Annotated in this window: 21 protein-coding genes, 1 pseudogene and 1 other annotated feature; of the genes and pseudogenes, 17 read left to right on the top strand and 5 right to left on the bottom strand. The window is 52.0% G+C overall.

The features are described 5' to 3' along the window. The first annotated feature begins 12 nt into the window (after window positions 1-12). The 6 genes from dnaA (at window position 13) to yidA (ending at window position 7602) form a co-directional block, all read left to right on the top strand. A complete protein-coding gene (gene dnaA, locus ACU8XX_RS00005) occupies window positions 13-1416 on the top strand; it encodes a chromosomal replication initiator protein DnaA (protein WP_000059111.1) in 1404 nt (467 codons plus the stop codon). A gap of 4 nt (window positions 1417-1420) precedes the next feature. Then, on the top strand, window positions 1421-2521 hold the full coding sequence (gene dnaN, locus ACU8XX_RS00010; protein WP_000673464.1) for a DNA polymerase III subunit beta: 1101 nt from the start codon (window positions 1421-1423) through the stop codon (window positions 2519-2521). Then, the gene (gene recF, locus ACU8XX_RS00015) at window positions 2521-3594 is read left to right on the top strand and encodes a DNA replication/repair protein RecF (RefSeq protein WP_000060112.1); all 1074 of its coding nucleotides are present in this window, start codon (window positions 2521-2523) and stop codon (window positions 3592-3594) included. The genes dnaN and recF overlap by 1 nt, the downstream gene beginning before the upstream one ends. 28 nt (window positions 3595-3622) lie before the next feature. After that, complete coding sequence (gene gyrB / locus ACU8XX_RS00020; RefSeq protein ID WP_000072067.1) at window positions 3623-6037, top strand: DNA topoisomerase (ATP-hydrolyzing) subunit B; 2415 nt, start codon at window positions 3623-3625, stop codon at window positions 6035-6037. Window positions 6038-6276: 239 nt separating this feature from the next. Next, window positions 6277-6675 carry a YidB family protein gene (locus tag ACU8XX_RS00025; RefSeq protein ID WP_000522208.1) on the top strand — a complete coding sequence of 133 codons (399 nt, stop codon included), beginning with the start codon at window positions 6277-6279 and terminating at the stop codon, window positions 6673-6675. A 114-nt stretch (window positions 6676-6789) separates the two neighbouring features. After that, complete coding sequence (yidA, locus tag ACU8XX_RS00030) at window positions 6790-7602, top strand: sugar-phosphatase (RefSeq protein WP_000985541.1); 813 nt, start codon at window positions 6790-6792, stop codon at window positions 7600-7602. Window positions 7603-7647: 45 nt separating this feature from the next. On the opposite strand, the gene ACU8XX_RS00035 is transcribed toward yidA, so the two are convergent. Further along, entirely contained in the window at window positions 7648-8304 is a 657-nt protein-coding gene (locus tag ACU8XX_RS00035) for a YidX family protein (RefSeq protein ID WP_000772934.1), read from the bottom strand. Window positions 8305-8581: 277 nt separating this feature from the next. On the opposite strand from ACU8XX_RS00035, the gene dgoR reads away from it, so the two are divergent. From dgoR to ACU8XX_RS00060, 5 genes are all read left to right on the top strand, one after another. Continuing rightward, window positions 8582-9271, top strand: a complete 690-nt coding sequence (gene dgoR / locus ACU8XX_RS00040) for a D-galactonate utilization transcriptional regulator DgoR (protein WP_000174305.1) — start codon at window positions 8582-8584, stop codon at window positions 9269-9271. Further along, the gene (gene dgoK, locus ACU8XX_RS00045) at window positions 9268-10146 is read left to right on the top strand and encodes a 2-dehydro-3-deoxygalactonokinase (protein WP_000127105.1); all 879 of its coding nucleotides are present in this window, start codon (window positions 9268-9270) and stop codon (window positions 10144-10146) included. The genes dgoR and dgoK overlap by 4 nt, the downstream gene beginning before the upstream one ends. Further along, window positions 10130-10747 carry a 2-dehydro-3-deoxy-6-phosphogalactonate aldolase gene (dgoA, locus tag ACU8XX_RS00050; protein WP_001198699.1) on the top strand — a complete coding sequence of 206 codons (618 nt, stop codon included), beginning with the start codon at window positions 10130-10132 and terminating at the stop codon, window positions 10745-10747. The genes dgoK and dgoA overlap by 17 nt, the downstream gene beginning before the upstream one ends. Continuing rightward, window positions 10744-11892: a galactonate dehydratase gene (dgoD, locus tag ACU8XX_RS00055; RefSeq protein WP_001514670.1), complete on the top strand. Its 1149-nt coding sequence runs from the start codon at window positions 10744-10746 to the stop codon at window positions 11890-11892. The genes dgoA and dgoD overlap by 4 nt, the downstream gene beginning before the upstream one ends. Window positions 11893-11966: 74 nt before the next feature. Then, window positions 11967-13304, top strand: coding sequence for an MFS transporter (locus ACU8XX_RS00060; protein WP_000253468.1), 1338 nt, complete (start codon window positions 11967-11969; stop codon window positions 13302-13304). Here ACU8XX_RS00060 and cbrA read toward each other — a convergent pair. Continuing rightward, the gene (gene cbrA / locus ACU8XX_RS00065; RefSeq protein WP_001411759.1) at window positions 13301-14365 is read right to left on the bottom strand and encodes a colicin M resistance lipid reductase CbrA; all 1065 of its coding nucleotides are present in this window, start codon (window positions 14363-14365) and stop codon (window positions 13301-13303) included. The genes ACU8XX_RS00060 and cbrA overlap by 4 nt on opposite strands. A gap of 100 nt (window positions 14366-14465) precedes the next feature. On the opposite strand from cbrA, the gene ACU8XX_RS00070 reads away from it, so the two are divergent. Then, entirely contained in the window at window positions 14466-15680 is a 1215-nt protein-coding gene (locus ACU8XX_RS00070) for a DUF3748 domain-containing protein (protein WP_001488452.1), read from the top strand. 1 nt (window position 15681) lies between these two features. On the opposite strand, the gene ACU8XX_RS00075 is transcribed toward ACU8XX_RS00070, so the two are convergent. Then, the gene (locus ACU8XX_RS00075) at window positions 15682-16014 is read right to left on the bottom strand and encodes a YceK/YidQ family lipoprotein (protein ID WP_001313407.1); all 333 of its coding nucleotides are present in this window, start codon (window positions 16012-16014) and stop codon (window positions 15682-15684) included. A 239-nt stretch (window positions 16015-16253) separates the two neighbouring features. Further along, window positions 16254-16326: a sequence feature (ROSE (Repression Of Heat Shock gene Expression) occurs in the 5'-region of heat shock genes and acts as an RNA thermometer to modulate expression.), on the top strand. On the opposite strand from ACU8XX_RS00075, the gene ibpA reads away from it, so the two are divergent. From ibpA to ACU8XX_RS00090, 3 genes are all read left to right on the top strand, one after another. Continuing rightward, the gene (gene ibpA / locus ACU8XX_RS00080; RefSeq protein WP_001243437.1) at window positions 16320-16733 is read left to right on the top strand and encodes a small heat shock chaperone IbpA; all 414 of its coding nucleotides are present in this window, start codon (window positions 16320-16322) and stop codon (window positions 16731-16733) included. Its footprint overlaps the feature before it by 7 nt. 111 nt (window positions 16734-16844) lie before the next feature. Next, window positions 16845-17273 (top strand): small heat shock chaperone IbpB, encoded by a 429-nt coding sequence (gene ibpB / locus ACU8XX_RS00085; protein WP_001243431.1) that lies wholly within the window; start codon window positions 16845-16847, stop codon window positions 17271-17273. A gap of 195 nt (window positions 17274-17468) precedes the next feature. Next, window positions 17469-19130 carry a putative transporter gene (locus ACU8XX_RS00090; RefSeq protein ID WP_001279763.1) on the top strand — a complete coding sequence of 554 codons (1662 nt, stop codon included), beginning with the start codon at window positions 17469-17471 and terminating at the stop codon, window positions 19128-19130. Here ACU8XX_RS00090 and ACU8XX_RS00095 read toward each other — a convergent pair. Then, window positions 19127-19764, bottom strand: a pseudogene (locus ACU8XX_RS00095) (GntR family transcriptional regulator). The gene ACU8XX_RS00090 and the pseudogene ACU8XX_RS00095 overlap by 4 nt on opposite strands. A gap of 295 nt (window positions 19765-20059) precedes the next feature. Between ACU8XX_RS00095 and ACU8XX_RS00100 the strand changes: the two are divergent. Together ACU8XX_RS00100 and ACU8XX_RS00105 are read left to right on the top strand one after the other, a co-directional pair. Continuing rightward, on the top strand, window positions 20060-21676 hold the full coding sequence (locus tag ACU8XX_RS00100; protein ID WP_016241721.1) for a PTS sugar transporter subunit IIB: 1617 nt from the start codon (window positions 20060-20062) through the stop codon (window positions 21674-21676). Further along, window positions 21676-22998, top strand: coding sequence for a 6-phospho-alpha-glucosidase (locus ACU8XX_RS00105; protein ID WP_097466564.1), 1323 nt, complete (start codon window positions 21676-21678; stop codon window positions 22996-22998). Before ACU8XX_RS00100 ends, ACU8XX_RS00105 begins: the two co-directional genes overlap by 1 nt. On the opposite strand, the gene ACU8XX_RS00110 is transcribed toward ACU8XX_RS00105, so the two are convergent. Next, entirely contained in the window at window positions 22995-23888 is an 894-nt protein-coding gene (locus ACU8XX_RS00110) for a helix-turn-helix transcriptional regulator (RefSeq protein ID WP_001013540.1), read from the bottom strand. The two genes, ACU8XX_RS00105 and ACU8XX_RS00110, sit on opposite strands and share 4 nt — an antisense overlap. Window positions 23889-24021 lie beyond the last annotated feature (133 nt).

Raw genomic sequence — 24021 nt, forward strand, 5'->3', positions numbered from 1 at the left:
GTGGAGTCCGCCGTGTCACTTTCGCTTTGGCAGCAGTGTCTTGCCCGATTGCAGGATGAGTTACCAGCCACAGAATTCAGTATGTGGATACGCCCATTGCAGGCGGAACTGAGCGATAACACGCTGGCCCTGTACGCGCCAAACCGTTTTGTCCTCGATTGGGTACGGGACAAGTACCTTAATAATATCAATGGACTGCTAACCAGTTTCTGCGGAGCGGATGCCCCACAGCTGCGTTTTGAAGTCGGCACCAAACCGGTGACGCAAACGCCACAAGCGGCAGTGACGAGCAACGTCGCGGCCCCTGCACAGGTGGCGCAAACGCAGCCGCAACGTGCTGCGCCTTCTACGCGCTCAGGTTGGGATAACGTCCCGGCCCCGGCAGAACCGACCTATCGTTCTAACGTAAACGTCAAACACACGTTTGATAACTTCGTTGAAGGTAAATCTAACCAACTGGCGCGCGCGGCGGCTCGCCAGGTGGCGGATAACCCTGGCGGTGCCTATAACCCGTTGTTCCTTTATGGCGGCACGGGTCTGGGTAAAACTCACCTGCTGCATGCGGTGGGTAACGGCATTATGGCGCGCAAGCCGAATGCCAAAGTGGTTTATATGCACTCCGAGCGCTTTGTTCAGGACATGGTTAAAGCCCTGCAAAACAACGCGATCGAAGAGTTTAAACGCTACTACCGTTCCGTAGATGCACTGCTGATCGACGATATTCAGTTTTTTGCTAATAAAGAACGATCTCAGGAAGAGTTTTTCCACACCTTCAACGCCCTGCTGGAAGGTAATCAACAGATCATTCTCACCTCGGATCGCTATCCGAAAGAGATCAACGGCGTTGAGGATCGTTTGAAATCCCGCTTCGGTTGGGGACTGACTGTGGCGATCGAACCGCCAGAGCTGGAAACCCGTGTGGCGATCCTGATGAAAAAGGCCGACGAAAACGACATTCGTTTGCCGGGCGAAGTGGCGTTCTTTATCGCCAAGCGTCTACGATCTAACGTACGTGAGCTGGAAGGGGCGCTGAACCGCGTCATTGCCAATGCCAACTTTACCGGACGGGCGATCACCATCGACTTCGTGCGTGAGGCGCTGCGCGACTTGCTGGCATTGCAGGAAAAACTGGTCACCATCGACAATATTCAGAAGACGGTGGCGGAGTACTACAAGATCAAAGTCGCGGATCTCCTTTCCAAGCGTCGATCCCGCTCGGTGGCGCGTCCGCGCCAGATGGCGATGGCGCTGGCGAAAGAGCTGACTAACCACAGTCTGCCGGAGATTGGCGATGCGTTTGGTGGTCGTGACCACACGACGGTGCTTCATGCCTGCCGTAAGATCGAGCAGTTGCGTGAAGAGAGCCACGATATCAAAGAAGATTTTTCAAATTTAATCAGAACATTGTCATCGTAAACCTATGAAATTTACCGTAGAACGTGAGCATTTATTAAAACCGCTACAACAGGTGAGCGGTCCGTTAGGTGGTCGTCCTACGCTACCGATTCTCGGTAATCTGCTGTTACAGGTTGCTGACGGTACGTTGTCGCTGACCGGTACTGATCTCGAGATGGAAATGGTGGCACGTGTTGCGCTGGTTCAGCCACACGAGCCAGGAGCGACGACCGTTCCGGCGCGCAAATTCTTTGATATCTGCCGTGGTCTGCCTGAAGGCGCGGAAATTGCCGTGCAGCTGGAAGGTGAACGGATGCTGGTACGCTCCGGGCGTAGCCGTTTTTCGCTGTCTACCCTGCCAGCGGCGGATTTCCCGAACCTCGATGACTGGCAGAGTGAAGTCGAATTTACCCTGCCGCAGGCAACGATGAAGCGTCTGATTGAAGCGACCCAGTTTTCTATGGCGCATCAGGACGTTCGCTATTACTTAAATGGTATGCTGTTTGAAACCGAAGGTGAAGAACTGCGCACCGTGGCAACCGACGGCCACCGTCTGGCGGTCTGTTCAATGCCAATTGGTCAATCTTTGCCAAGCCATTCGGTGATCGTACCGCGTAAAGGCGTGATTGAACTGATGCGTATGCTCGACGGCGGCGACAATCCGCTGCGCGTACAGATTGGCAGCAACAACATTCGCGCCCACGTTGGCGACTTTATCTTCACCTCCAAACTGGTGGATGGTCGCTTCCCGGATTATCGCCGCGTTCTGCCGAAGAACCCGGACAAACATCTGGAAGCTGGCTGCGATCTGCTCAAGCAGGCGTTTGCTCGCGCGGCGATTCTCTCTAACGAGAAATTCCGCGGCGTACGTCTTTATGTCAGCGAAAACCAGCTGAAAATCACCGCCAACAACCCGGAACAGGAAGAAGCGGAAGAGATCCTCGACGTTACCTATAGCGGTGCGGAGATGGAAATCGGCTTCAACGTCAGTTATGTGCTGGATGTTCTGAACGCGCTGAAATGCGAAAACGTCCGCATGATGCTGACCGATTCGGTTTCCAGCGTGCAGATTGAAGATGCGGCCAGCCAGAGCGCGGCTTATGTTGTCATGCCAATGAGACTGTAATGTCCCTCACCCGCTTGTTGATCCGCGATTTCCGCAACATTGAAACCGCGGATCTCGCCTTATCTCCCGGCTTTAACTTTCTGGTAGGTGCCAACGGCAGTGGCAAAACCAGCGTGCTGGAAGCCATCTATACGCTCGGCCATGGTCGGGCGTTTCGCAGTTTGCAGATTGGTCGCGTCATTCGCCATGAGCAGGAGGCGTTTGTTCTCCACGGGCGATTACAGGGCGAAGAGCGCGAGACAGCGATTGGCTTAACCAAAGACAAACAGGGCGACAGCAAAGTCCGCATCGACGGTACAGACGGGCATAAGGTCGCGGAACTGGCGCACCTGATGCCAATGCAGTTGATAACGCCAGAAGGGTTTACTTTACTCAACGGCGGCCCCAAATACAGAAGAGCATTCCTCGACTGGGGATGCTTTCACAACGAACCCGGATTTTTCACCGCCTGGAGCAATCTCAAGCGATTGCTCAAGCAGCGCAATGCGGCGCTGCGCCAGGTGACACGTTACGAACAGCTACGCCCGTGGGATAAAGAGCTGATCCCGCTGGCGGAGCAAATCAGCACCTGGCGCGCGGAGTATAGCGCCGGTATCGCGGCCGATATGGCTGATACCTGTAAGCAATTTCTCCCTGAGTTTTCTCTGACTTTCTCTTTCCAGCGCGGCTGGGAGAAAGAGACAGAATATGCTGAGGTGCTGGAACGTAATTTTGAACGCGATCGCCAGCTAACCTACACCGCGCACGGCCCGCACAAAGCGGACTTACGCATTCGCGCCGACGGTGCGCCGGTGGAAGATACCTTATCGCGTGGGCAGCTTAAGCTGTTGATGTGCGCCTTACGTCTGGCGCAAGGAGAGTTCCTCACCCGTGAAAGCGGGCGGCGGTGTCTCTACCTGATAGATGATTTTGCCTCTGAGCTTGATGATGAGCGTCGCGGGCTGCTTGCCAGCCGCTTAAAAGCGACGCAATCACAGGTCTTTGTCAGCGCGATCAGTGCTGAACACGTTATAGACATGTCGGACGAAAATTCGAAGATGTTTACCGTGGAAAAGGGTAAAATAACGGATTAACCCAAGTATAAATGAGCGAGAAACGTTGATGTCGAATTCTTATGACTCCTCCAGTATCAAAGTCCTGAAAGGGCTGGATGCGGTGCGTAAGCGCCCGGGTATGTATATCGGCGACACGGATGACGGCACCGGTCTGCACCACATGGTATTCGAGGTGGTAGATAACGCTATCGACGAAGCGCTCGCGGGTCACTGTAAAGAAATTATCGTCACCATTCACGCCGATAACTCTGTCTCTGTACAGGATGACGGGCGCGGCATTCCGACCGGTATTCACCCGGAAGAGGGCGTATCGGCGGCGGAAGTGATCATGACCGTTCTGCACGCAGGCGGTAAATTTGACGATAACTCCTATAAAGTGTCCGGCGGTCTGCACGGCGTTGGTGTTTCGGTAGTAAACGCCCTGTCGCAAAAACTGGAGCTGGTTATCCAGCGCGAGGGTAAAATTCACCGTCAGATCTACGAACACGGTGTACCGCAGGCCCCGCTGGCGGTTACCGGCGAGACTGAAAAAACCGGCACCATGGTGCGTTTCTGGCCCAGCCTCGAAACCTTCACCAATGTGACCGAGTTCGAATATGAAATTCTGGCGAAACGTCTGCGTGAGTTGTCGTTCCTCAACTCCGGCGTTTCCATTCGTCTGCGCGACAAGCGCGACGGCAAAGAAGACCACTTCCACTATGAAGGCGGCATCAAGGCGTTCGTTGAATATCTAAACAAGAACAAAACGCCGATTCACCCGAATATCTTCTACTTCTCCACTGAAAAAGACGGTATTGGCGTTGAAGTGGCGCTGCAGTGGAACGATGGCTTCCAGGAAAACATCTACTGCTTTACCAACAATATTCCGCAGCGTGACGGCGGTACTCACCTGGCAGGCTTCCGTGCGGCGATGACCCGTACCCTGAATGCCTACATGGACAAAGAAGGCTACAGCAAAAAAGCCAAAGTCAGCGCCACCGGTGACGATGCGCGTGAAGGCTTGATTGCGGTCGTTTCCGTGAAAGTGCCGGACCCGAAATTCTCCTCCCAGACCAAAGACAAACTGGTTTCTTCTGAGGTGAAATCGGCGGTTGAACAGCAGATGAACGAACTGCTGGCAGAATACCTGCTGGAAAACCCAACCGACGCGAAAATCGTAGTTGGCAAAATTATCGATGCTGCCCGTGCCCGTGAAGCTGCGCGTCGCGCGCGTGAAATGACCCGCCGTAAAGGTGCGCTCGACTTAGCGGGCCTGCCGGGCAAACTGGCAGACTGCCAGGAACGCGATCCGGCGCTTTCCGAACTGTACCTGGTGGAAGGGGACTCCGCGGGCGGCTCTGCGAAGCAGGGGCGTAACCGCAAGAACCAGGCGATTCTGCCGCTGAAGGGTAAAATCCTCAACGTCGAGAAAGCGCGCTTCGATAAGATGCTCTCTTCTCAGGAAGTGGCGACGCTTATCACCGCGCTTGGCTGTGGTATCGGTCGTGACGAGTACAACCCGGACAAACTGCGTTATCACAGCATCATCATCATGACCGATGCGGACGTCGACGGCTCGCACATTCGTACGCTGCTGTTGACCTTCTTCTATCGTCAGATGCCGGAAATCGTTGAACGTGGTCACGTCTACATCGCTCAGCCGCCGCTGTACAAAGTGAAGAAAGGCAAGCAGGAACAGTACATTAAAGACGACGAAGCGATGGATCAGTACCAGATCTCTATCGCGCTGGACGGCGCAACGCTGCACACCAACGCCAGCGCACCGGCATTGGCTGGCGAAGCGTTAGAGAAACTGGTGTCTGAGTACAACGCGACGCAGAAAATGATCAACCGCATGGAGCGTCGTTATCCGAAAGCAATGCTGAAAGAGCTTATCTATCAGCCGACGCTGACGGAAGCCGACCTCTCTGATGAGCAGACCGTTACCCGCTGGGTGAACGCGCTGGTCAGCGAACTGAACGACAAAGAACAGCACGGCAGCCAGTGGAAGTTTGATGTCCACACCAATGCCGAACAAAACCTGTTCGAGCCGATTGTTCGCGTGCGTACCCACGGTGTGGATACTGACTATCCGCTGGATCACGAGTTTATCACCGGTGGCGAATATCGTCGTATCTGCACGCTGGGTGAGAAACTGCGTGGCTTGCTGGAAGAAGATGCGTTTATCGAACGTGGCGAGCGTCGTCAGCCGGTAGCCAGCTTCGAGCAGGCGCTGGACTGGCTGGTGAAAGAGTCCCGTCGCGGCCTCTCCATCCAGCGTTATAAAGGTCTGGGCGAGATGAACCCGGAACAGCTGTGGGAAACCACTATGGACCCGGAAAGTCGTCGTATGCTGCGCGTTACCGTTAAAGATGCGATTGCTGCCGACCAGTTGTTCACCACGCTGATGGGCGACGCCGTTGAACCGCGCCGTGCGTTTATTGAAGAGAACGCCCTGAAAGCGGCGAATATCGATATTTAATGGCGCTAACCATGCGAGCGTGCCTGATGCGCTACGCTTATCAGGCCTACGAAAATCTTGCAATGTATTGAATTTTCATGATTTTGTAGGCCGGATAAGGCGTTCACGCCGCATCCGGCAAGAAACTATAAGAAAAGGGCGGAGATCATCTCCGCCCTTTTTATTTCTGCAATCCGCAATTATCATCCCGCAAATCTATACTTTTTGGGTCAACACGTAACGCTTTACAGGTGATTATCATGGGGCTTTTTGATGAAGTTGTCGGTGCCTTTCTGAAAGGCGATGCGGGGAAATATCAGGCTATTTTAAGTTGGGTTGAGGAGCAGGGCGGCATTCAGGTGCTGCTGGAAAAACTGCAAAGTGGCGGCTTAGGGGCCATTCTCTCAACCTGGCTGAGTAATCAACAGGGCAATCAATCGGTTAGTGGCGAGCAACTGGAATCGGCACTCGGCACAAATGCGGTGTCCGATCTCGGGCAAAAACTTGGCGTGGATACCAGTACAGCTTCCAGTTTACTGGCAGAGCAATTGCCGAAGATTATTGATGCGCTCTCACCGCAAGGTGAAGTGTCACCACAAGCCAATAACGATCTGCTTTCCGCAGGCATGGAACTGCTGAAAGGGAAACTCTTCCGCTAAGCAAATGGGGAGCATGCAACCCGCGTTGCATCCCCCTTTTCCCTCGGGTGTTGTACTGATTTTTGAGCGGAATCGCGTTAGCATGGGTCAGGAACTAATCTACCTGGGGAACTCATGGCTATCAAACTCATTGCTATCGATATGGATGGCACCCTTCTGCTACCCGATCACACCATTTCACCCGCCGTTAAAAATGCGATTGCCGCAGCTCGCGCCCGTGGCGTGAATGTCGTGCTAACGACGGGTCGCCCTTATGCAGGTGTTCACAATTACCTGAAAGAGCTGCATATGGAACTGCCGGGCGACTACTGCATTACTTATAACGGCGCGCTGGTACAGAAGGCCGCTGATGGTAGCACCGTGGCGCAAACCGCTCTCAGCTATGACGACTACCGTTTCCTGGAAAAACTCTCTCGCGAAGTCGGTTCTCATTTCCACGCCCTGGACCGCACCACGCTGTACACCGCCAACCGTGATATCAGCTACTACACGGTGCATGAATCCTTCGTTGCCACAATTCCGCTGGTGTTCTGCGAAGCGGAGAAAATGGACCCCAATACCCAGTTCCTGAAAGTGATGATGATTGATGAACCCGCCATCCTCGACCAGGCTATCGCGCGTATTCCGCAGGAAGTGAAAGAGAAATATACCGTGCTGAAAAGTGCGCCGTACTTCCTCGAAATCCTCGATAAACGCGTTAACAAAGGTACGGGGGTGAAATCACTGGCCGACGTGTTAGGTATTAAACCGGAAGAAATCATGGCGATTGGCGATCAGGAAAACGATATCGCAATGATTGAATATGCAGGCGTCGGTGTGGCGATGGATAACGCTATTCCTTCAGTGAAAGAAGTGGCGAACTTTGTCACCAAATCTAACCTTGAAGATGGCGTGGCGTTTGCTATTGAGAAGTATGTGCTGAATTAATCTGTGGGCGGGCAAACAGCATAAACGCGTTTGCCCGCTTACTGATTATTGGTTTACTGCATATACAACCAGAAATTGCAGCGGTGCAGTAATGATGTCCAGCGTAACAGTCACTGGCAGTAATGCTGCGGAAACACCATCCGGAATGCCTCTGGGTGAATAGTATTCATAAAATCGCACTTTAAATGGATGGTAGAACGCCATCACCTTTGAGTAATCCATGTTTTTATTTTTCTCATGGATTGTGCCTTTTAGGTTTTCCAGTGACCTGGTACAGTGTTGAACACCACAGGCAAAACCATAATGCGTTGCCAGTGCCTTTTCTTCTTCGTTATTCCAGTAGTAGTAAAGCGATATTGTGCCGGTAAATTTCTTTTTCCCTGCATTTAAAACAAATCTTGCGTCATCGGCAACCTGAATATTGTGCCGGTTAAGTGCTGGATCATTGAGCATCTTAACGATGTCATCGGCACCATCAGTGATAAGGTAATCCAGCGATTCCCCTACAAAAACATAGCCTTTTGTTCCATTACTATCTTTTGCCTGCGATAGCCCAGTGATGGTGTCTGACTGCGATTGATACTTTCCTGAACTACCCTTTGCGGTATGGGAAACCAGAGCATACGAGATACAGCCTGAAAGCATCAGCGCCAGTGGGAATAAACCGGCAGCCTTAAAAAATCCCTTAAAATTCAACTTCATGATTAATCCTTTAAACGAGTAGCTAAGCCGTTGAAAGCATACTCTTCTTTCCCTCCTGTTTAGCGCCTGATATCCCTTTTCAGATTTCTGCCCGACGCATGTCATTTTTTTATGCATTGTTCTTTTTGTGATCTAAATTGTAGTACAACAATATAAGTTTGTACTACATTACGCACACGGCAAACGCGAACGTCATCACGCTGGTACTACAAAGTTGCCGCGTTATGCATCGATCGGGGTAAAGTAGAGAAGAACATACAGAGCACAAGGACTCTCCATGACTCTCAATAAAACCGATCGCATTGTCATTACGCTGGGTAAACAGATCGTTCACGGCAAATACGTACCTGGCTCGCCACTTCCGGCTGAGGCGGAGCTCTGTGAAGAGTTTGCAACCTCGCGCAACATCATCCGTGAGGTGTTCCGTTCGTTGATGGCGAAACGGCTGATTGAAATGAAACGTTATCGCGGCGCGTTTGTGGCACCGCGTAACCAGTGGAATTACCTCGACACTGACGTACTGCAATGGGTGCTGGAAAACGACTACGACCCACGGCTTATCAGTGCCATGAGCGAAGTGCGAAATCTGGTGGAACCGGCGATTGCCCGTTGGGCAGCAGAGCGCGCGACCTCCAGCGATCTGGCGCAGATTGAATCGGCGCTGAACGAGATGATTGCCAACAATCAGGACCGCGAAGCGTTTAACGAAGCGGATATTCGCTACCACGAGGCGGTGCTGCAGTCGGTGCATAACCCGGTGTTACAGCAACTTAGCATTGCGATCAGTTCGCTGCAGCGGGCGGTTTTTGAACGAACCTGGATGGGCGATGAGGCCAACATGCCGCAAACGCTCCAGGAACATAAGGCGCTGTTCGATGCGATACGGCATCAGGACGGCGATGCGGCAGAGCAGGCGGCGCTTACCATGATCGCCAGCTCGACACGAAGGTTAAAGGAAATCACATGACAGCTCGCTACATCGCAATTGACTGGGGATCGACCAATCTGCGCGCCTGGCTTTATCAGGGCGACCACTGCCTGGAGAGCAGGCAATCAGAAGCAGGCGTCACGCGCCTGAACGGAAAATCTCCGGCTGCGGTGTTAGCAGAAGTCACGACCGACTGGCGTGAAGAGAATACGCCAGTGGTAATGGCAGGAATGGTCGGCAGCAATGTCGGCTGGAAAGTTGCTCCGTATTTATCTGTTCCTGCCCGTTTTTCGTCTATTGGCGAACAATTAACGTCTGTTGGCGACAATATCTGGATTATTCCCGGATTATGCGTCTCTCATGACGATAACCACAATGTGATGCGCGGCGAAGAAACACAATTGATCGGCGCGCGAGCTCTGGCTCCTTCCTCTCTTTATGTTATGCCCGGTACGCATTGCAAATGGGTGCAGGCCGATAGCCAGCAAATCAACGATTTTCGCACCGTGATGACCGGTGAACTACATCATTTACTGTTAAATCACTCATTGATTGGCGCAGGTTTGCCGCCGCAGGAAAACTCTGCCGATGCCTTCGCGGCTGGCCTTGAGCGCGGCCTTAATGCGCCCGCCATATTGCCGCAGCTTTTTGAAGTTCGCGCCTCGCATGTGCTGGGAACACTTCCCCGCGAACAGGTCAGCGAATTTCTCTCTGGTTTGTTGATTGGCGCAGAGGTTGCCAGTATGCGCGACTATGTGACCCATCAACACGCCATCACCCTTGTCGCCGGAACATCGCTGACCGCGCGCTACCAGCAAGCCTTTCAGGCGATGGGTTGCGACGTGACGGCGGTGGCGGGCGACACGGCATTTCAGGCTGGTATAAGGAGCATCGCTCATGCAGTGGCAAACTAAACTTCCGCTGATCGCCATTTTGCGCGGCATTAAGCCCGACGAGGCGCTGGCGCATGTTGGCGCGGTGATTGACGCCGGGTTCGACGCGGTTGAAATCCCGCTGAATTCCCCACAATGGGAGCAAAGCATTCCCGCCATCGTTGATGCGTATGGCGACAAGGCGTTGATTGGCGCAGGTACGGTACTGAAACCTGAACAGGTCGATGCGCTCGCCAGGATGGGCTGTCAGCTCATCGTTACGCCCAATATCCATAGTGAAGTGATCCGCCGTGCGGTGGGCTACGGCATGACCGTCTGCCCCGGCTGCGCGACGGCGACCGAAGCCTTTACCGCGCTCGAAGCGGGCGCGCAGGCGCTGAAAATATTTCCGTCATCGGCTTTTGGTCCGCAATACATCAAAGCGTTAAAAGCGGTATTGCCATCGGACATCGCAGTCTTTGCCGTTGGCGGCGTGACGCCAGAAAACCTGGCGCAGTGGATAGACGCAGGTTGTGCTGGGGCGGGCTTAGGCAGCGATCTCTATCGCGCCGGGCAGTCCGTAGAACGCACCGCGCAGCAGGCAGCAGCATTTGTTAAGGCGTATCGAGAGGCAGTGCAATGAAAATCACCAAAATTACCACGTATCGTTTACCTCCCCGCTGGATGTTCCTGAAAATTGAAACCGATGAAGGCGTCGTCGGCTGGGGCGAGCCAGTGATTGAAGGCCGCGCCCGCACGGTGGAAGCGGCAGTTCACGAGCTGGGTGACTATTTGATTGGTCAGGAGCCATCGCGCATCAATGACTTATGGCAAGTGATGTATCGCGCCGGATTTTATCGTGGCGGTCCAATCCTGATGAGCGCCATCGCCGGGATCGACCAGGCGTTATGGGATATCAAAGGTAAAGTGCTGAATGCGCCGGTCTGGCAACTGATGGGCGGCCTGGTTCGCGACAAAATTAAAGCCTACAGTTGGGTCGGCGGCGATCGTCCGGCGGATGTTATCGACGGCATTAAAACGCTACGCGAAATCGGCTTCGATACCTTCAAACTGAACGGTTGTGAAGAACTGGGGCTAATTGATAACTCCCGCGCGGTAGATGCGGCGGTTAACACCGTGGCACAAATTCGTGAAGCTTTTGGCAATCAGATTGAGTTTGGTCTTGATTTCCACGGTCGCGTCAGCGCGCCGATGGCGAAAGTGCTGATTAAAGAACTGGAGCCGTATCGCCCGCTGTTTATTGAGGAGCCGGTGCTGGCGGAACAAGCCGAATACTACCCGAAACTGGCGGCACAAACGCATATTCCACTGGCGGCGGGTGAACGCATGTTCTCACGCTTCGATTTTAAACGCGTGCTGGAGGCAGGCGGTATTTCGATTCTGCAACCGGATCTCTCCCACGCGGGCGGTATTACCGAATGCTACAAAATCGCCGGAATGGCAGAAGCCTATGACGTGACCCTTGCGCCGCACTGTCCGCTCGGACCGATTGCACTGGCGGCTTGCCTGCATATCGACTTTGTTTCCTATAACGCCGTACTTCAGGAACAAAGTATGGGAATTCATTACAACAAAGGCGCGGAGTTACTCGACTTTGTGAAAAACAAAGAAGACTTCAGCATGGTCGGCGGCTTCTTTAAACCGTTAACGAAACCGGGCTTAGGCGTGGAAATCGACGAAGCTAAAGTGATTGAGTTCAGTAAAAATGCCCCGGACTGGCGTAATCCGCTCTGGCGTCATGAAGATAACAGCGTAGCAGAGTGGTAATTCCTGCCACGTAAGCCCCTCATCGGGCACTAAAACAGCAATACAAAAATATAACCCTCTGTAAATTACAGGGCATGGTGAGCGGCTTCGCTATGCCCAAAATCTGGAGAAAGCTCGCTATGGATATTCCCGTTAATGCAGCAAAGCCGGGGCGTCGGCGTTATCTGACGCTGGTGATGATCTTTATTACGGTAGTCATTTGTTATGTCGACCGCGCCAACCTGGCCGTGGCTTCCGCCCATATTCAGGAAGAGTTCGGTATTACCAAAGCGCAAATGGGCTATGTATTTTCGGCCTTCGCCTGGCTTTATACGCTATGTCAGATCCCCGGCGGTTGGTTTTTAGATCGCGTAGGTTCTCGCGTGACTTATTTTATTGCGATATTTGGCTGGTCAGTGGCGACTTTATTCCAGGGCTTTGCCTCGGGATTAATGTCATTAATTGGTCTGCGCGCGATAACCGGTATTTTCGAAGCGCCCGCTTTCCCGACCAATAACCGGATGGTGACCAGCTGGTTCCCGGAACATGAACGCGCTTCTGCCGTTGGTTTTTATACGTCTGGTCAGTTTGTCGGTCTGGCGTTTCTGACTCCGCTGCTGATCTGGATTCAGGAGATGTTGAGCTGGCACTGGGTGTTCATTGTCACTGGTGGTATCGGCATTATCTGGTCGCTGATTTGGTTTAAGGTTTATCAGCCGCCGCGCCTGACCAAAGGTATCAGCAAAGCTGAACTGGATTACATTCGTGATGGCGGCGGTCTGGTGGATGGTGATGCGCCGGTGAAGAAAGAGGCGCGTCAGCCGTTAACAGCCAAAGACTGGAAACTGGTGTTCCATCGGAAACTGATCGGCGTCTATCTTGGGCAATTTGCGGTGGCTTCTACACTGTGGTTTTTCTTAACCTGGTTCCCGAACTATTTAACCCAGGAAAAAGGAATCACGGCGCTGAAAGCAGGCTTTATGACCACGGTGCCATTCCTCGCGGCGTTTGTCGGCGTCCTGCTCTCTGGCTGGGTCGCGGATCTGCTGGTACGTAAGGGCTTTTCACTGGGCTTTGCGCGTAAAACGCCGATTATCTGCGGCTTGCTGATCTCCACCTGCATTATGGGCGCTAACTACACTAACGATCCGATGATGATTATGTGCCTGATGGCGCTGGCATTCTTCGGCAACGGTTTTGCTTCGATTACCTGGTCGCTGGTCTCTTCTCTGGCACCGATGCGCCTGATTGGTTTAACCGGTGGCGTGTTTAACTTCGCCGGTGGTCTGGGCGGCATCACCGTTCCGCTGGTGGTGGGGTACCTGGCGCAGGGTTACGGTTTCGCACCTGCACTGGTTTATATCTCCGCCGTCGCGTTGATTGGCGCGCTCTCTTACATCCTGCTGGTGGGCGATGTGAAGCGCGTTGGCTAATCTTTCAACTGTGGAATATGCGCCACACCACTGCGCATAATCCACTTTCTTAAAGCCGGTGCGGTCAGGCATCGGCTTTTTACTATCTTGCCGAAGAGTTTTAAACGCAGTTTGCGGGTGGCGCGCCAGTAAGCGGTATTGAGCTTCTCTGGCTGCTTCAGTAACACCGAACGCAGAATGTCTGCGCTATCCAGCGCATAGCTAATCCCCTCCAGCGAACTGGCGCTGATAAATCCTGCCGCTTCGCCAATCAGAAAGGCGTTGTCCTTACCGCAGACAAAATCCTGCCAGCGTGAGGGAAACAGCACCGTGCATTTTTCGCTTTTCACCGCCTTACCAAACTGGAACTGAAAGGCGCTCATTTTCTCTTTCAGCGTCGTGAAACGCGTCTGACCGTCTTTCATTGGATAAGCACCGCCAAAGATAAAATAACCGTCTTTGCTGATACTCCATGAATAACAGTTAGTTATCGAATTATCAAAGATGCAGGAGTAGAACGGCACCGGATGTTTCTCTGCGAACCACTGCTGGATAGCGACATATTTACGGATTTGATGATCCGGGTAGAGATGTCGCCGCACCATCGAGTTTGCGCCATCGGCACCGACCAGATAGCGGGCAGTAATATGTTGCTCCCAGCCGTCTGCACGAAAAATGACATGCCATTTATCATCCTCACGCCAGATTTTTCGACACAGGCTGTCGTGATAAACCTCAACGCTGGCGGGGATCAGCGATTTCATCCACAAGTCGAAAGCATGGCGATTAATATTGATATAGCTTCGCTGGTAGTTACGCGTGAGCGATGCGGCGACGTCGACGGTTTTGACGCTGAAAATCTGCGGATTAGCGATCACATCGACAGGAAGCGTCAGCCCATCGCGAATAAAAGATCGCTGCGCGTCCGGTGCCAGCAGACCGCCGCAGGGTTTGCTGAAACCTTCAGTACCACACTGGTGCTTTTTATCCAGCGCGATCACCTGCATTTTGCCTGCTAACTTTCGTGCCAACGCCGATCCTGCCGGGCCGAGGCCAATAATCGCCACGTCGAAATGTTCCATCTTTTCACTCACATTCATCACGATGGCAAAAGACTATTGTCTGAAAGTGAAGTCCTTGTGAAGTATGATGGCGGGAACCGTTTTGTATCAGGACCACGCCATGAAACAGATAACCTTTGCTCCCCGTAATCACCTGCTCACCAATACCAATACCTGGACGCCCGACAGCCAGTGGCTGGTATTTGACGTGCGTCCTTCTGGGGCGTCGTTTACCGGCGAGACCATTGAGCGTGTGAATATCCATACCGGCGAGGTCGAGGTTATCTATCGCGCGTCACAGGGCGCACATGTCGGCGTGGTGACCGTTCATCCGAAGTCAGATAAATATGTCTTTATTCACGGCCCTGAAAATCCTGATGAAACATGGCATTACGATTTCCATCATCGACGCGGAGTCATTGCTAAAGGCGGCAAGGTGAGCAATCTCGATGCAATGGATATTACTGCACCGTACACCCCAGGAGCGCTGCGCGGCGGCAGCCATGTACATGTCTTTAGCCCGGACGGTGAAAGGGTGAGCTTTACCTATAACGACCATGTAATGCATCAGCTCGATTCGGCGCTGGATTTGCGAAACGTCGGTGTTGCCGCACCGTTTGGTCCGGTGAATGTACAAAAGCAGCATCCGCGTGAATACAGCGGGAGCCACTGGTGTGTGCTGGTGAGCAAAACCACGCCCACGCCGCAGCCGGGCAGCGATGAAATCAATCGTGCTTATGAAGAAGGATGGGTAGGAAATCACGCGCTGGCGTTTATTGGCGACACACTTTCGCCAAAGGGCGAGAAAGTGCCGGAGCTGTTTATCGTTGAGTTACCGCAAGATGAAGCTGGCTGGAAAGCAGCAGGTGATGCGCCGTTAAGTGGAACGGAAACAACCCTGCCCGCGCCACCGCGTGGCGTCGTGCAGCGACGTTTAACCTTTACCCACCATCGGGCTTATCCGGGGTTAGTCAACGTCCCGCGCCACTGGGTGCGCTGTAATCCGCAGGGTACACAAATCGCGTTTTTAATGCGAGATGATAACGGCATTGTGCAACTGTGGCTTATCTCGCCACAGGGCGGCGAGCCGCGCCAGTTAACCCATAACAAAACGGATATTCAGTCTGCATTTAACTGGCATCCATCAGGAGAATGGTTGGGCTTTGTGCTGGATAATCGAATTGCTTGTGCCCATGCGCAAAGCGGCGAGGTTGAGTATTTAACCGAAAACCACGCCAATCCACCTTCTGCGGACGCCGTGGTCTTCTCGCCGGATGGTCAATGGCTGGCGTGGATGGAAGGCGGCCAGCTGTGGATCACCGAAACTGATCGCTAAATCAGTTATCAGGCATTCTGGCCGGTGGAATAACCGCATTGGTGGCTTGCGCGTTGGCTTCGCTTTTTTCAACGCGTGAGCGCACCGAGCTGTCTTTGCGGAACACATCCCACGGTAATAAAAGCGTGTCCATCACAGCGGTAAACGGCATATCGAGAATCGCCAGCGACTTAGTGCCCCAGTTGGTTTCATCATCGCCAATCATGGTGGCGCTGGCGCGGGTGCCGGGATACGTTCCTTCTTTCCCTCCGGTATGGGACATCACGCTGGAGCATCCTCCGAGTAATGCCATTCCACTGCATATCATGAACGCTAACAACACATTTCTTATCATAATAAATTCATCTGTTGATCGTGGGTGTTGGCCTGATGAGTTATAGCGATCCCTTGCTGAAAATAACATCATCATTACGTCGCTCTGTGGCGGCAATCGCACTTTAACGTTTCGTGCTGCCCCCTCAGTCTATGCAATAGACCATAAACTGCAAAAAAAAGTCCGCTGATAAGGCTTGAAAAGTTCATTTCCAGACCCATTTTTACATCGTAGTCGATGAGGACGCGCCTGATGGGTGTTCTGGCTACCTGACCTGTCCATTGTGGAAGGTCTTACATTCTCGCTGATTTCAGGAGCTATTGATTATGCGTAACTTTGATTTATCCCCGCTTTACCGTTCTGCTATTGGATTTGACCGTTTGTTTAACCACTTAGAAAACAACCAGAGCCAGAGTAATGGCGGCTACCCTCCGTATAACGTTGAACTGGTAGACGAAAACCATTACCGCATTGCTATCGCTGTGGCTGGTTTTGCTGAGAGCGAACTGGAAATTACCGCCCAGGATAATCTGCTGGTGGTGAAAGGTGCTCATGCCGACGAACAAAAAGAGCGCACCTATCTGTACCAGGGCATCGCTGAACGCAACTTTGAACGCAAATTCCAGTTAGCTGAGAACATTCATGTTCGTGGTGCTAACCTGGTAAATGGTTTGCTGTATATCGATCTCGAACGCGTGATTCCGGAAGCGAAAAAACCGCGCCGTATCGAAATCAACTAATTCCCTAAGGCCGCCTGGCGCGGCCTGACATCTCCATGCTCGCCGTCAGGGAGCATATGCGAATCTTCGGATTTGCAGGTACTTACTCGCTTCTTAGAAGGAGAAATGACTATGCGTAACTTCGATTTATCCCCACTGATGCGTCAATGGATCGGTTTTGACAAACTGGCCAACGCACTGCAAAACGCCGGTGAAAGCCAGAGCTTCCCGCCGTACAACATTGAGAAAAGCGACGATAACCACTACCGCATTACCCTTGCGCTGGCAGGTTTCCGTCAGGAAGATTTAGAGATTCAACTGGAAGGTACGCGCCTGAGCGTAAAAGGCACGCCGGAGCAGCCAAAAGAAGAGAAAAAATGGCTGCATCAAGGGCTTATGAATCAGCCATTTAGCCTGAGCTTTACGCTGGCTGAAAATATGGAAGTCTCTGGCGCAACTTTCGTAAACGGTTTACTGCATATTGATTTAATTCGTAATGAGCCTGAACCCATCGCAGCGCAGCGTATCGCTATCAGCGAACGTCCCGCGTTAAATAGCTAACTAGCTATTCTCTTTGCCCCGCCATTCTGGTGGGGCTTTTTTTGTCTTTCTTCTTCAACAATGCGTTAAATTTCGACTGTTTAAGATATTTCGGCACGTTCTTTCCCGTGATAATGTGCGCTATAAGGCAAATCTGCTTCACCGATTCAGCCATAATCCGTAGCAATTAAAATGTTATCTCAAGAGAAATGGACGATGAGTGATATAGCATTAACGGTCAGTATTCTGGCTTTGGTGGCAGTCGTCGGTTTGTTTATCGGCAACGTCAAATTTCGCGGCATAGGATTAGGTATTGGCGGCGTGCTGTTTGGTGGGATCATCGTCGGCCATTTTGTTTCTCAGGCGGGGATGACATTAAGTAGCGATATGCTGCATGTTATTCAGGAATTTGGCCTGATCCTGTTCGTTTATACTATCGGGATTCAGGTAGGGCCGGGCTTCTTTGCCTCATTACGCGTCTCCGGATTACGCCTCAACCTGTTTGCTGTTCTGATCGTCATCATCGGTGGTCTGGTTACCGCCATCCTGCATAAACTGTTTGATATTCCACTGCCGGTAGTGCTGGGGATTTTCTCCGGTGCGGTAACCAATACGCCAGCGCTGGGGGCAGGGCAGCAGATCTTGCGCGACCTGGGTACACCAATGGAAATGGTCGATCAGATGGGGATGAGTTACGCGATGGCGTATCCATTCGGCATTTGCGGGATATTGTTCACCATGTGGATGTTGCGGGTTATTTTCCGCGTCAATGTCGAGACAGAAGCCCAGCAGCACGAGTCTTCACGCACCAATGGCGGCGCGCTGATCAGGACTATCAATATTCGCGTTGAGAACCCTAACCTGCATGATTTAGCCATTAAAGATGTACCGATTCTCAACGGCGACAAAATTATCTGCTCGCGTCTGAAACGCGAAGAAACCCTAAAAGTACCTTCGCCAGATACCATTATACAACTGGGCGATTTGCTGCATCTGGTGGGGCAGCCAGCGGATTTACATAATGCGCAACTGGTGATTGGTCAGGAGGTCGATACTTCGCTGTCCACGAAAGGCACTGATTTGCGCGTCGAGCGTGTGGTGGTCACCAATGAAAACGTGCTCGGAAAACGTATTCGCGACCTGCACTTTAAAGAACGCTATGACGTTGTTATCTCGCGCCTGAACCGTGCCGGGGTCGAACTGGTCGCCAGTGGCGATATCAGCCTGCAGTTCGGCGATATCCTCAATCTGGTGGGGCGTCCGTCCGCAATTGATGCCGTTGCCAATGTGCTGGGGAATGCGCAGCAAAAACTGCAACAGGTTCAGATGCTGCCAGTGTTTATTGGCATCGGGCTTGGCGTATTGTTAGGTTCTATTCCCGTCTTTGTGCCTGGGTTCCCGGCCGCGTTGAAACTGGGGCTGGCGGGCGGTCCGCTGATTATGGCGTTGATCCTCGGGCGTATCGGCAGTATCGGCAAGCTGTACTGGTTTATGCCTCCAAGTGCCAACCTCGCGCTGCGGGAGCTGGGGATCGTGCTGTTCCTCTCGGTCGTTGGTCTGAAATCTGGTGGGGATTTTGTAAATACCCTGGTCAATGGCGAAGGGCTAAGCTGGATTGGTTATGGTGCCCTGATCACCGCCGTTCCGCTGATTACTGTTGGCATTCTGGCGCGGATGTTAGCCAAAATGAATTACCTGACCATGTGCGGGATGCTGGCAGGTTCCATGACCGATCCTCCGGCGCTGGCGTTTGCTAATAATCTTCATCCAACCAGCGGTGCGGCGGCGCTCTCTTACGCCACTGTCTATCCGTTAGTGATGTTCCTGCGCATTATCACCCCCCAATTACTGGCGGTGCTCTTCTGGAGTATCGGTTAACTCTTTTCCGGGTGGAGTCGCCGTAAATGGTACTCCACCTGGTATTCGCTGGCATTTCTGAACATCACTGAATAATTCAAAAACTCCCCGCTCTCGCTATATGACAACGAGGTGATCCGCAGCAGTGGCGTGTGTTCCGCTACCTTCATTTGCCGCGCCAGCAGTCTATCGGCGAGCACTGGCGTCAGGCTTTCATAATTACCGACAATCAAAATCCCGCACTCTTGTTCAATATATTCAAACTTCGACCCTTCCAGATGTTGCAGCGAAAGATTACGGAACAGTTTTACCGGCATATAGCTGTCTTCCAGCATCAGCGGTTTCCCTTCCACAAAACGAACGCGACGGGAGAAGTAGATCTGCTCGTTGATTTGAATCCGTAACTGGCTGGCAATGGCCGGAGGCGCAGGCATGATTTCAAAAATCAGCACCTGGCTGGTGACCGTTTTTCCCTGCCGTGGCGGCGGACCACCAACCCCCACGCTACCAGCAGGTCAATGGCTTTACGGATGGTCATCCGCGATACCGCAAATTCTTCCGCCAACTTTTTTTCACCGGGAAGAAGGCTGTTTAGCGTGAAATCTGCGGAATTAAGTCGAATTCTTAACCGCTCCGCAATGCTTTTGTAGATCATCTCTAGATCTCTTTTTTGCCTGCAAGCCCGGGTAATGCGCCCACAAGTTCTGCTTAATCGATTGAAAAAACATCTTATTTTTAAAGATGTGTTCGATGCTGTGTACCTGTGCTCACAGAGGTCTACTTTTTCGCGAAAACGTAGATCTCTACCGCCCAACGAAAAGCATGAAAGCGATCACGAATCCCATTGGGTCGTCATGTTCTGCCGATCGCATCTTCCTATCCTCGCTCCAGGCCTGCCGCATAACCAATCAGGCTTCCTACTTACAGAATTGAGAAAAGAGGATGTGGAAATGCTCAGTCAAATTCAACGCTTTGGCGGCGCGATGTTCACGCCAGTGCTGCTGTTTCCCTTCGCCGGGATTGTGGTGGGTCTTGCCATCTTGCTGCAAAACCCGATGTTTGTCGGGGTATCACTGACCGATCCAAACAGTTTATTCGCGCAAATCGTACACATTATTGAAGAGGGCGGTTGGACGGTATTCCGTAATATGCCGCTGATTTTTGCTGTCGGTTTACCCATTGGCCTTGCTAAGCAAGCGCAGGGGCGTGCTTGTCTTGCGGTGATGGTGAGTTTCCTGACCTGGAACTATTTCATCAACGCGATGGGAATGACCTGGGGAAGCTACTTCGGCGTCGATTTCACTCAGGACGCGGTGGCAGGCAGCGGTCTGACAATGATGGCCGGGATTAAAACCCTCGATACCAGCATTATCGGCGCAATTATCATTTCCGGCATTGTGACGGCGCTGCATAACCGTCTGTTTGATAAAAAACTGCCGGTGTTTCTCGGCATTTTCCAGGGGACGTCTTATGTGGTGATTATCGCCTTCCTGGTGATGATCCCCTGTGCCTGGCTGACATTGCTCGGCTGGCCAAAAGTACAAATGGGGATTGAATCTCTGCAAGCGTTCCTGCGTTCGGCGGGTGCGCTTGGGGTGTGGGTTTACACCTTCCTCGAACGTATTCTGATCCCAACCGGTTTACACCACTTCATCTACGGACCGTTTATCTTTGGTCCGGCAGCTGTTGAAGGCGGCATTCAGATGTACTGGGCGCAGCATCTGCAAGAGTTCAGTTTGAGCGCCGAGCCGCTGAAATCATTGTTCCCGGAAGGCGGTTTTGCCCTGCACGGTAACTCAAAAATCTTTGGTGCCGTGGGCATTTCTTTAGCGATGTACTTCACTGCCGCACCGGAAAATCGGGTAAAAGTGGCGGGTTTGCTGATTCCCGCAACCTTAACCGCCATGCCGGTGGGAATTACCGAACCGCTGGAATTTACCTTCCTGTTCATTTCACCGTTGCTGTTTGCGGTACACGCTGTGCTTGCGGCCTCAATGTCGACCGTAATGTATCTCTTTAGTGTGGTGGGCAACATGGGCGGAGGTCTGATTGACCAGGTTTTACCGCAAAACTGGATCCCGATGTTCAGCAACCACGCGGATATGATGCTGACCCAAATCGCCATTGGGTTGTGCTTTACCCTGCTGTACTTCGTGGTTTTCCGCACCCTGATACTGCAGTTCAACATGTGTACGCCGGGACGTGAAGATGCGGAAGTGAAACTCTACTCAAAAGCCGAATATAAAGCCTCGCGAGGCCAAACCACCGCTGCAGAGCCAAAAAAAGAGTTGGATCAGGCTGCCGGTATCCTGCAAGCCCTGGGCGGGGTCGGCAATATCTCCAGCATCAACAATTGCGCGACGCGTCTACGTATTGCACTGCATGACATGTCACAAACGCTGGATGACGAAGTCTTTAAAAAGCTGGGAGCGCACGGCGTCTTCCGTAGTGGCGATGCCATTCAGGTGATCATTGGTCTGCATGTATCTCAGCTGCGTGAACAGCTCGATAGCTTAATTAATTCTCATCAATCAGCAGAAAATGTTGCCATTACGGAGGCAGTATAATGACCAAATTCTCAGTGGTTGTCGCAGGCGGTGGAAGCACCTTTACGCCAGGCATCGTGTTGATGCTCTTGGCGAATCAGGACCGTTTCCCGCTTCGTGCACTGAAATTTTATGATAACGATGGTGCGCGGCAGGAAGTGATTGCCGAAGCCTGTAAAGTCATCCTTAAAGAAAAAGCGCCGGACATTGCGTTTAGTTACACCACCGATCCTGAAGTAGCGTTCAGCGACGTTGATTTTGTTATGGCGCACATCCGCGTCGGCAAATACCCGATGCGCGAACTGGATGAAAAAATCCCGCTGCGCCACGGCGTTGTTGGTCAGGAAACTTGCGGACCCGGCGGAATAGCGTACGGCATGCGTTCCATTGGTGGCGTCCTGGAACTGGTGGATTATATGGAAAAATATTCACCAAATGCCTGGATGCTCAACTACTCCAACCCGGCAGCCATTGTCGCAGAAGCCACGCGTCGTCTGCGCCCGAATGCGAAAATCCTCAACATCTGTGACATGCCAATCGGTATTGAAAGCCGGATGGCGCAAATTGTTGGGCTGCAAGATCGCAAACAGATGCGCGTGCGCTACTACGGCCTGAACCACTTTGGCTGGTGGACATCAATTGAAGATTTGCAGGGCAACGACCTGATGCCCCAGCTGCGGCAATATGTCTCTAAGCATGGTTATGTTCCACCGCAGCAAGATACGCATACTGAAGCGAGCTGGAACGACACCTATGCAAAAGCGCGGGATGTCCAGGCACTGGCCCCGGATACATTACCAAACACCTATCTGAAATATTATCTCTTCCCGGATTACGTCGTTCAGCATTCTAACCCTGAACATACCCGCGCGAATGAGGTGATGGAATATCGCGAGAAACAGGTTTTCGATGCTTGCCGCGCCATTACGGCGGCAGGAAATTCAGCGGCGGGCAAGCTGGAAATTGACGAACATGCGTCATACATCGTCGATCTGGCGGCGGCAATTGCCTTCAACACTCAGGAGCGGATGTTGCTGATTGTGCCTAACAACGGGGCAATTCATAACTTTGATGATGAAGCGATGGTCGAGATCCCGTGTCTGGTTGGGCACAACGGACCAGAACCACTGGTGGTCGGCGATATCCCGCAGTTTCAGAAAGGGTTAATGAGTCAGCAAGTGGCGGTGGAAAAACTGGTCGTGGACGCCTGGGAACAGCGTTCATATCAGCACCTGTGGCAGGCGATTACGTTGTCGAAAACGGTACCGAGCGCCTCGGTCGCCAAAGCTATTCTGGATGAATTGCTGGAGGCCAACAAAGCGTACTGGCCAGAGTTACGTTAATTGTGTGGACTGGCATCCGTTGGGTGCTGGTCCGTATTCTTTAGCACGGCTGACGGCGCATAACCAAATTTATGTTTAAAGGCTTTGCTGAAATGAAAGGAGTCGAAGAAGTTGAGCGTATCAGCGACTTCGCCAACCGAGTTTCCTTGTTGCTTTAATAGCGATAGCGCCAGATCCAGACGCGCATCGAGGTAATATTCTTTCGGCGTCTTGCCGGTATAGCGTAAAAACAGACGACGCAACCAGGCTTCGCTACAGGGGATCGTGGCAGCCATATCGGCTACGCTCCAGCGTTGTTGCAGACTGGCATGTAAAGTGGCAATTAATTTTTCAATTTGCCGCCGTTGTGGATCTTTTTTACCGTCTGCGTACATAAGACAAATCCACTGATAAATAATTTTCGTCAGAAAAGCGACTGCCAGATTATTTTTTATTGCTTCTGGTGAAGTTATTAATTCAGCAACTTCAGTGAGTTCCTGATTATAAATTTCGCCATTATAAATAACGCTTTGCTGACCAACGGGAATATCCATCATACTGGTGGGGGTAAATTCCATCCAGTACTGTTCCCAGACTAAACCTTCACAGTGATAAGAGTGAATATCCATTGGCTTTAAAAATATAATACAGTTGCCATGCAGTGTTATTTGTTCGCCATTCTTTAAAAGAATTTTCCCACATCCTTGTACGGTATACACCGCAACCCATGAGTTGGCGATAAGCGGTTTCTTCTTGTCCCGCGGCCAGATCACCCGGTAATGCTCGTCGGCGTAGGTATGCCAGAGCGAGATCAGAGAAATTCCGCTGGAGATCACATTTTCGTTAATCAATAAGGGAATATTGTACGGAGTTTCGTTTTTTACATCTGAACTTTGCAATTTTCCATTCATTTTAATATCCCTCCGGCGAATTATGCTCACAACCTGAACTTAACAGAAAACAATCCGTTCAGGGATACGACGTTTGTATTTTAAGAATCTGACTGCCTGACCCGACGCATTTTACCTCTCCCTATATTCATGC

This window comes from Escherichia sp. MAL-1, assembly GCF_052948035.1.

Excerpts from the sequence above, each read along its gene's own strand:
- dnaN (WP_000673464.1), top strand. The coding sequence starts at position 1,421 with ATGAAATTTACCGTAGAACGTGAGCATTTATTAAAACCGCTACAACAG.
- recF (WP_000060112.1), top strand. The coding sequence starts at position 2,521 with ATGTCCCTCACCCGCTTGTTGATCCGCGATTTCCGCAACATTGAAACC.
- gyrB (WP_000072067.1), top strand. The coding sequence starts at position 3,623 with ATGTCGAATTCTTATGACTCCTCCAGTATCAAAGTCCTGAAAGGGCTG.
- ACU8XX_RS00025 (WP_000522208.1), top strand. The coding sequence starts at position 6,277 with ATGGGGCTTTTTGATGAAGTTGTCGGTGCCTTTCTGAAAGGCGATGCG.
- yidA (WP_000985541.1), top strand. The coding sequence starts at position 6,790 with ATGGCTATCAAACTCATTGCTATCGATATGGATGGCACCCTTCTGCTA.
- ACU8XX_RS00035 (WP_000772934.1), bottom strand. The coding sequence starts at position 8,304 with ATGAAGTTGAATTTTAAGGGATTTTTTAAGGCTGCCGGTTTATTCCCA.
- dgoR (WP_000174305.1), top strand. The coding sequence starts at position 8,582 with ATGACTCTCAATAAAACCGATCGCATTGTCATTACGCTGGGTAAACAG.
- dgoK (WP_000127105.1), top strand. The coding sequence starts at position 9,268 with ATGACAGCTCGCTACATCGCAATTGACTGGGGATCGACCAATCTGCGC.
- dgoA (WP_001198699.1), top strand. The coding sequence starts at position 10,130 with ATGCAGTGGCAAACTAAACTTCCGCTGATCGCCATTTTGCGCGGCATT.
- dgoD (WP_001514670.1), top strand. The coding sequence starts at position 10,744 with ATGAAAATCACCAAAATTACCACGTATCGTTTACCTCCCCGCTGGATG.
- ACU8XX_RS00060 (WP_000253468.1), top strand. The coding sequence starts at position 11,967 with ATGGTGAGCGGCTTCGCTATGCCCAAAATCTGGAGAAAGCTCGCTATG.
- cbrA (WP_001411759.1), bottom strand. The coding sequence starts at position 14,365 with ATGGAACATTTCGACGTGGCGATTATTGGCCTCGGCCCGGCAGGATCG.
- ACU8XX_RS00070 (WP_001488452.1), top strand. The coding sequence starts at position 14,466 with ATGAAACAGATAACCTTTGCTCCCCGTAATCACCTGCTCACCAATACC.
- ACU8XX_RS00075 (WP_001313407.1), bottom strand. The coding sequence starts at position 16,014 with ATGATAAGAAATGTGTTGTTAGCGTTCATGATATGCAGTGGAATGGCA.
- ibpA (WP_001243437.1), top strand. The coding sequence starts at position 16,320 with ATGCGTAACTTTGATTTATCCCCGCTTTACCGTTCTGCTATTGGATTT.
- ibpB (WP_001243431.1), top strand. The coding sequence starts at position 16,845 with ATGCGTAACTTCGATTTATCCCCACTGATGCGTCAATGGATCGGTTTT.
- ACU8XX_RS00090 (WP_001279763.1), top strand. The coding sequence starts at position 17,469 with ATGAGTGATATAGCATTAACGGTCAGTATTCTGGCTTTGGTGGCAGTC.
- ACU8XX_RS00100 (WP_016241721.1), top strand. The coding sequence starts at position 20,060 with ATGCTCAGTCAAATTCAACGCTTTGGCGGCGCGATGTTCACGCCAGTG.
- ACU8XX_RS00105 (WP_097466564.1), top strand. The coding sequence starts at position 21,676 with ATGACCAAATTCTCAGTGGTTGTCGCAGGCGGTGGAAGCACCTTTACG.
- ACU8XX_RS00110 (WP_001013540.1), bottom strand. The coding sequence starts at position 23,888 with ATGAATGGAAAATTGCAAAGTTCAGATGTAAAAAACGAAACTCCGTAC.